Raw genomic sequence first — 7,278 nt, 5'->3', positions numbered from 1 at the left:
GGGCGGGACGGTGGGAACCGGGCTCGGCCGACGCGCGGCCCGCGACGCCGTCGTCGCCCCGGGCCCGCTACCGGCCGCCCTCAGAGCGCCCCCGCGTCCTGCGCCGTCCAGACCGACGGGTACATCGGGCGGTAGCCCAGCTCGTGGCGGATCCGCGCCGTCGACATCACCGCGTGCCAGGGGTCCGGCGCCTCGCGGTCGTAGATCTCGGCCGGCACCTCCATCCCGTTCAGCTGGAACAGCTCCACCGTCGTCACGGGCGCATCGTCCGCGATGTTGTAGGCCCCGCTCGCCCCGGGCGTGTACAGCACCCGCCGCAGCCCCTGCGCGACATCCACGTGGTGCCCCATGTGCAGCCGCTGCATCGCGGCCCACCGCGGAGCCCACTGCATGACGGCGGTGAGGTGCGGGTCGCCCTCCCCGTAAACGAACGGCAGCCGCGCGATCCGCAGGTCCGTCAGTCCGTCCATGCCGCGCAGCGCCTCCTCGGCCTGCCACTTCGACTCGGGGTACGCCCCCCACATGTGCTCGCCCGGCACCGACCCGTCGGTCTCCACGAGCGCCCGGCCCCGCCCCTTCCCGTACACGAGCCCGGTGCTGACCTGGACGAACCTGCGCACGCCGGAGGCCACCGCGGCCCGCCCGAGTTCGATCGCCGCGTCCCGGTTGACGGCGACGGCCTCCTCGTCCGGCACCCCGCGGAACGCCGCCGCGATGTTCACCACCGCGTCCGCCCCGGCCGTCGCCTTGCCCAGGACCTCCGTGTCGCGCAGGTCCCCGACGACGACCTCGGCCCCGAGCGCCGCGAACGGCTCCCCGCGCGCCTCGTCGCGTACGAGCACCCTGACCCGGTCCCCCTGCGGCGCACCCTGGATCAGCCGCGGCACGAACCGCTTCCCGACCTGTCCCGTCACGCCCGTCACCACTGTCAGCATGGCCGCCTCCTCGTTCGTCGTAGCCATGGAACGAGCCTGCGCCGGTCGCGGCCCGGGCGGGAGAGACGCGTGGATCCAGGGAGCGGCACTCCCTGGATACGGGGCGCCGTCCGCGCGATCCTGGAACCGTGAACCGAGTCGAACTCGCCGACTTCCTGCGCCGCTCGCGCAGCCGGCTGAACCCCTCCGACGTGGGCCTGTCCGCGGGCCCCCGGCGGCGCACGCCCGGCCTGCGCCGCGAGGAGGTGGCCCAGCTGGCCGGGATGTCCACGGACTACTACACGCGGCTCGAGCAGCGCCGCGGCTCGCACCCCTCGCGGCAGATGCTGACCGCGCTGGCCCGCGCGCTGCGCCTGACGGACGTGGAGCGGGACCACCTGTTCCATCTGGCGGGCGAGGAGCCGCCGCGGGCCGGTGCCTCCTCCGGGCACGTCCGCCCGGGGCTGCTGATGATCCTGGACCGGCTGCACGACCTGCCCGCGTCGGTGTTCAGCGACTGGGGCGAGGTGCTCGCGCAGAACGCGATGGCGGTCGCGCTGACCGGCGACTACCAGGGCCAGAACCTGATCCGCCGCTGGTTCACCGATCCGACGGCCCGGCTCATCGCCCCGCCGGAGCACCGCGCCGCCCACGCCCGCGCCCACGTGGCGAGCCTGCGCGCGGTCGCCGCGGCCCGCCCGGACGACCCGGGTCCTGCCGCACTCGTGGCCGAACTGCGTTCCGCTTCACGGGAGTTCGAGGAGCTGTGGGCCACGCACGAGGTCGTCGTGGACCGTCCGTCCCCGAAGCGCTTCGTGCATCCGGTCGTGGGCGTGCTCGACCTGGACTGCGAGGTCCTGCTCGGCGACGGCCACGACCAGCAGCTCATCGTGCACTCGGCGCGGCCGGGCACGGAGACGTACGAGCGGCTCGAGCTGCTGCGGGTGATAGGGCTGCAGGATCTGACCCCGGAACCCGGCGCGTACCGGCCCTGACTCACGACCCGGCCCGGCCCTGACTCCCGACACCGGCCCTGCGTCTGCCCCGAGCCGAGCCCGGAGCCGGGGCAGGCCTAGAAGCCGAGCTTGCGCAGCTGGCGCGGGTCGCGCTGCCAGTCCTTGGCGACCTTGACGTGCAGGTCGAGGAAGACCGGCGTGCCGAGCAGCGCCTCGATCTGCTTGCGGGACTTGATGCCGACGTCCTTCAGGCGCTTGCCCTTGGGGCCGATGATGATGCCCTTCTGGCTGGGGCGCTCGATGTAGACGAAGGCGTGGATGTCGAGGAGCGGCTTGTCGGCGGGGCGGCCCTCGCGCGGCAGCATCTCCTCGACGACGACGGCGATGGAGTGCGGCAGCTCGTCACGGACGCCCTCGAGCGCGGCCTCGCGGATCAGTTCCGCGACCATGACCTGCTCGGGCTCGTCGGTGAGGTCGCCCTCCGGGTAGAGCGCGGGGCCCTCGGGCAGCAGCGGCACGATGAGATCGGCGAGCAGGTCGACCTGCTTGTCGCCGACGGCGGAGACCGGGATGATCTCGGCCCACTCGAAGCCGAGCTCCTTGCCGAGCTGGTCGATGGCGATGAGCTGCTCGGCGAGCTGCTTGCTGTCGACGAGGTCGGTCTTGGTGACGATCGCGATCTTCGGCGTCTTCCTGATCGACGCGAGTTCCTTGGCGATGAACCGGTCGCCGGGGCCGAGCTTCTCGTTGGCCGGCAGGCAGAAGCCGATGACGTCGACCTCGGCCCAGGTGGTGCGCACCACGTCGTTGAGCCGCTCGCCGAGCAGGGTGCGCGGCTTGTGCAGGCCCGGGGTGTCGACCAGGATCAGCTGTGCGTCGTCCCGGTGGACGATGCCGCGCACAGTGTGCCGCGTGGTCTGCGGCTGGTCTGCGGTGATCGCCACCTTCTTGCCGACCAGAGCGTTCGTGAGGGTGGACTTGCCCGCGTTGGGGCGGCCGACGAAGCAGGCGAAGCCGGCGCGGTGGGCAGGTCCGGCAGCGGGGGTGTGAACGCTCATGGCGCCCATTGTCCCTGATGCGGGATGCCCCGCAGCACGGTGAGGCCCCGGTAACGCCGCGGCAACACGAAACACGGCGGAAACGCCGGGGTGCGGTATCGGAAACGCGGGCCCGTGACGCTGGCCCGCATGCCTCCCACGACCCTGCCCCTCGCCGCGCCGCAGGCCGCCGCCCTCGACACCGGGGACACCGCCTGGCTGCTCGCCGCCACGGCGCTCGTCCTGCTGATGACGCCGGGCCTGGCCCTCTTCTACGGCGGCATGGTCCGCACGAAGAGCGTCCTCAACATGCTGATGATGAGCTTCGTGTCCATCGCGCTGGTGACGGTGGTGTGGCTGGTGGCGGGGTACTCGCTGGCCTTCGGCGACGACGCGTTCGCGGGCCTGATCGGTGATCTCGCCCACGTCGGCATGGCGGGCGTGGGACCGGGCTCGGTCACCGGCACGGTGCCGACCTTCCTGTTCACGACGTTCCAGCTGACCTTCGCGATCCTGACGACCGCGCTGATCAGCGGCGCCGTCGCGGACCGCACGAAGTTCGGGGCGTGGCTGGTGTTCGTACCGGTGTGGGCGCTGCTCGTATACGTTCCCGTCGCGCACTGGGTGTGGGGTCCTGGCGGCTGGATCACGCAGCACCTGGGCGCGCTCGACTTCGCGGGCGGGCTCGTCGTGGAGATCGCCTCGGGCGCGTCGGGGCTCGCGCTGTGCCTGGTGCTCGGCCCGCGGCTCGGGTTCAAGAAGGACGCGATGCGCCCGCACAACCTGCCGATGGTGGTCATGGGCGCGGGTCTGCTGTGGTTCGGCTGGCTCGGCTTCAACGGCGGCTCGGCCCTGGGGGCGAACGGGCTGGCCGCGGCGTCCCTGTTCAACACGCTGATCGCCGGCTGCACGGGACTGCTCGGCTGGCTGTTCGTGGAGCAGCGGCGGGACGGGCACCCGACGACGTTCGGCGCCGCGTCCGGCGCGGTGGCGGGACTCGTCGCGATCACCCCGGCGTGCGGGGTCGTGGGGGTGCCGGGCGCGGCCGCGGTCGGGCTCGTGGCCGGGGTGGTGTGCTCGTACGCGGTCGCCTGGAAGCTGCGCTTCCACTACGACGACTCGCTGGACGTCGTGGGCGTGCACTTCGTCGGCGGTGTGATCGGCACGGTGCTGATCGGCCTGTTCGCCACGACGGCGATGACCGGGTCCGCGGACCGGGAGGGACTGCTGTACGGCGGCGGGTTCGGCCAGCTGGGCCGGCAGCTGCTCGCGGTCCTCGTGGTCGCCGCGTACACGTTCGCCGTGACGTACGGGATCGGGAAGGCCGTCGACCGGGCCATGGGCTTCCGGGCGGCGGCCGAGGAGGAGAGGACGGGACTGGACCAGACGGTGCACGCCGAGACTGCGTACGATCACGGCGTCCTGGGGCACGGTGCCCCGCAGAGCGCCGCATCTGTCGCCGGAAGGGTCCAGTCATGAAGCTGATCACCGCGGTCGTGAAGCCGCACCGCCTCGACGAGGTGAAGACGGCTCTGCAGGAGCTCGGTGTGGACGGGCTCACGGTGACCGAGGCCAGCGGGTACGGGCGCCAGCGCGGTCACACGGAGGTGTACCGGGGCGCCGAGTACCGGGTGGATCTGGTGCCGAAGGTGCGCATCGAGGTCGTCGTCGCGGACGACGACGCCGAGCCCGTGATGGAGGCCGTCGTGCGGGCGGCGCGCACCGGCAAGATCGGTGACGGCAAGGTGTGGGCCGTGCCCGTCGACACGGTGGTGCGGGTGCGGACGGGCGAGCGCGGCCCCGACGCGGTCTGACGCGTGGGCCACACGCGGCACCTCAGTGCCCGCGTGTGTCAGCGCGTGCGGAAACCGCAGGTCAGAGCTTGGCGCCGCAGACGGGCCAGGCACCCTTGCCCTGGGAGGCGAGCACCTTGTTGGCGACGGCGATCTGCTCGCCCTTGCTGGCCTGGTGAGCGGCCGGGGCGTACGCGGTGCCGCCGTAAGCGGCCCAGGTGGACTGCGTGAACTGCAGGCCGCCGGAGAAGCCGTTGCCGGTGTTCGCCGACCAGTTACCGGTCGACTCGCACTGCGCGACGGCGTCCCACCCGGAGGCGGTGGCCGCGGAGGCGCTGCCGGTGCCGGCGAAGACGGCGGTGCCGACGGCGCCGGCGAGCACGGCTCCGGCGGCGAAGCGGCGGGCGCGGTGGGTGCGGGCGGCGGTGGCGGTACGGGCGAAGCTGAACACGTAAGAAACCTTTGTTCGGGGACGTGGGGGCCGCGGGCGCTTCCCGTGACCGGGGCGCTCTCCGGAACCTCACGGCGCCGGGCGACTGCTCCACCATGGCCCGCGGCGCGGTCCGATTTTTGGGTCCCAAGGCCCACCGAACGGGACTTTGGTCCTTTCTTCGGTCCCCATAAGTACCGGGACCAAAGTCCCTACCGCGCCTTAAACACACAGGAATGTCCGAATCGTTCCGGGGGCCTTCCGGCCCCGCCCCCGGCCGACGTGAGCGTCCTCACTCACCCCCCTGATCAGGCCTTATATGTGACCTGCGCCATGCGGGGACACCCTCTGCGGACGCCCGGAGTGACCCCGGTCACGGCCGCGCCCGCGGACTCACTCCCCCGCGGCGACCGCCGACCGCACGACCCCGTCGGTCCCGGCCACGAGCACCGGCGTCTGCGGCCCGCCCAGGTCCGCCACGGCCGCCCGGTCCGCGTCCGAGGCCTGCTCCGCCTCGGTCACGACCGCGGCCGCCTCCAGGGACCGCGCCCCGGACGCGACGGCCATCGCGACCGCCGTCTGCAGCGCGCTGAGCCGCAGCGAGTCCAGCGCGACGGTCCCCGCCACGTACGTACGCCCCGTCTCGTCCCGCACGGCCGCCCCCTCGGGCACCCCGTTGCGGGCCCGGGCCGAGCGGGCCAGCGTGACGATCTTGCGGTCCTCGGGCGTGAGGTCGGTACTGCCGGTGCTGTCGGTACCGGTGCTGCCGGTGCTATCGGTCATGGGGTGAGCATAAGGAGCGCCCCTGCGCCGGGACGCGCCAGGGCGCCCCCGCGCCCGGCCGCGTCAGCCCCGGTCCAGCCTCAGCCGCTCGGCGCGCGGCAGCCCCGCGACCACCAGGTCGTAGGAGTCCTCGACGAGCTCGCGCACCACCCGGTCCGGCAGCTCGCCCGCGCTCACCGTGTTCCAGTGCCGCTTGTTCATGTGCCAGCCGGGCACGACCAGGCCCTCGTACTCCCCGCGCAGCCGCACCGCGTCGTCCGGATCGCACTTCAGGTTGACCGTCAGCGGGTCCCCGTCCAGGTGGCTGAGCGCGAACATCTTGCCCAGCACCTTGAAGACCGAGGCCTGAGGCCCGAACGGAAACTCCTCCACCGCCGCATTGAACGACAGGCAGAACGCGCGCAGCTGCTCCGGGCTCACTCCGGCTCCCCCTCCACGGCCTCCACGGGCTCCGACAGCACCGTCACGATCCTGTTGCGCCGGCCGCCCGGGGCCTCCGCGGTGAGCCGCAGCGACCGCCCGTCCGGCAGCTCGACCAGCGAGGACGCACCGGCGATCGGCACCCGGCCGAGCGCCTTGGCGAGCAGCCCGCCGACCGTCTCGACGTCCTCGTCGTCGAACTCCTCGATCCCGTACAGCTCCCCGAGATCGCCGATGTCCAGACGCGCGGTCACCCGGAACCGGTCGCCGCCCAGCTCTTCGACCGGCGGCAGCTCACGGTCGTACTCGTCCGTGATCTCCCCGACGATCTCCTCGAGGATGTCCTCGATCGTGACGATGCCCGCGGTGCCGCCGTACTCGTCGATGACCACCGCCACGTGGTTGCGCAGCTGCTGCATCTCCCGGAGCAGGTCGCCCGCGTTCTTCGTGTCGGGGACGAACGCCGCCGGGCGCATCGCCGTGGAGACCAGCTCGGCCTCCGCGTCCCGGCTGATGTGCGTCTTGCGCACCAGATCCTTCAGGTACACGATCCCGACCACGTCGTCCTCGCTCTCCCCGACCACGGGGATGCGCGAGAAACCGGAGCGCAGCGCCAGCGTGAGCGCCTGCCGGATCGTCTTGTACCGCTCGATCACCACGAGATCGGTGCGCGGCACCATCACCTCGCGCACCAGCGTGTCCCCCAGCTCGAAGACCGAGTGCACCATGCGGCGCTCCTCGTCCTCGATCAGGGACTCCTTCTCCGCGAGGTCCACCATCGCCCGCAGCTCGGCCTCCGAGGCGAACGGGCCCCGTCGGAAGCCCTTGCCGGGCGTGAGCGCGTTGCCGATGAGGATCAGCAGCGGCGGGATCGGGCCCATCACCCGGGCCAGCGGCAGCAGCACGTACGAGGCGGCCGTCGCCGTGTTCAGCGGATGCTGGCGA

At 72.5% G+C, this 7,278-nt stretch carries 8 protein-coding genes and 1 pseudogene; 3 read left to right on the top strand and 6 right to left on the bottom strand.

Translation table 11 applies throughout. The features are described 5' to 3' along the window. Positions 1-80: 80 nt before the first annotated feature. Positions 81-935, bottom strand: a complete 855-nt coding sequence (locus GTW43_RS31925; RefSeq protein ID WP_161305455.1) for an NAD(P)-dependent oxidoreductase — start codon at positions 933-935, stop codon at positions 81-83. Between the two features lie 128 nt (positions 936-1,063). On the opposite strand from GTW43_RS31925, the gene GTW43_RS31920 reads away from it, so the two are divergent. Further along, entirely contained in the window at positions 1,064-1,909 is an 846-nt protein-coding gene (locus GTW43_RS31920) for a helix-turn-helix transcriptional regulator (protein WP_161305453.1), read from the top strand. 77 nt (positions 1,910-1,986) lie between these two features. Here GTW43_RS31920 and era read toward each other — a convergent pair whose 3' ends face one another. Further along, on the bottom strand, positions 1,987-2,937 hold the full coding sequence (gene era, locus GTW43_RS31915; protein ID WP_161305452.1) for a GTPase Era: 951 nt from the start codon (positions 2,935-2,937) through the stop codon (positions 1,987-1,989). A gap of 120 nt (positions 2,938-3,057) precedes the next feature. On the opposite strand from era, the gene GTW43_RS31910 reads away from it, so the two are divergent. Then, positions 3,058-4,386 (top strand): ammonium transporter, encoded by a 1,329-nt coding sequence (locus tag GTW43_RS31910; protein WP_161305451.1) that lies wholly within the window; start codon positions 3,058-3,060, stop codon positions 4,384-4,386. Continuing rightward, a complete protein-coding gene (locus GTW43_RS31905) occupies positions 4,383-4,721 on the top strand; it encodes a P-II family nitrogen regulator (protein ID WP_161305450.1) in 339 nt (112 codons plus the stop codon). Before GTW43_RS31910 ends, GTW43_RS31905 begins: the two co-directional genes overlap by 4 nt. 73 nt (positions 4,722-4,794) lie before the next feature. Here the strand turns inward: GTW43_RS31905 and GTW43_RS31900 are convergent. The 4 genes and pseudogenes from GTW43_RS31900 to GTW43_RS31885 all read right to left on the bottom strand — a co-directional run. Next, a pseudogene (locus GTW43_RS31900) lies at positions 4,795-5,151 on the bottom strand (transglycosylase family protein); the annotation flags it as partial. A gap of 372 nt (positions 5,152-5,523) precedes the next feature. Continuing rightward, a complete protein-coding gene (locus tag GTW43_RS31895) occupies positions 5,524-5,913 on the bottom strand; it encodes a cytidine deaminase (RefSeq protein WP_161305449.1) in 390 nt (129 codons plus the stop codon). A 63-nt stretch (positions 5,914-5,976) separates the two neighbouring features. Beyond that, on the bottom strand, positions 5,977-6,333 hold the full coding sequence (locus GTW43_RS31890; protein WP_161305448.1) for an MmcQ/YjbR family DNA-binding protein: 357 nt from the start codon (positions 6,331-6,333) through the stop codon (positions 5,977-5,979). Next, positions 6,330-7,278, bottom strand: a 949-nt coding sequence (locus GTW43_RS31885) for a hemolysin family protein (protein WP_161305447.1), incomplete at its 5' end; no start/stop codon positions are given. The genes GTW43_RS31890 and GTW43_RS31885, both read right to left, overlap by 4 nt.

It is taken from the genome of Streptomyces sp. SID5785 (assembly GCF_009870065.1).
Lineage (GTDB): Bacteria > Actinomycetota > Actinomycetes > Streptomycetales > Streptomycetaceae > Streptomyces.
This window is presented reverse-complemented; position numbering and strand designations above follow the sequence as displayed.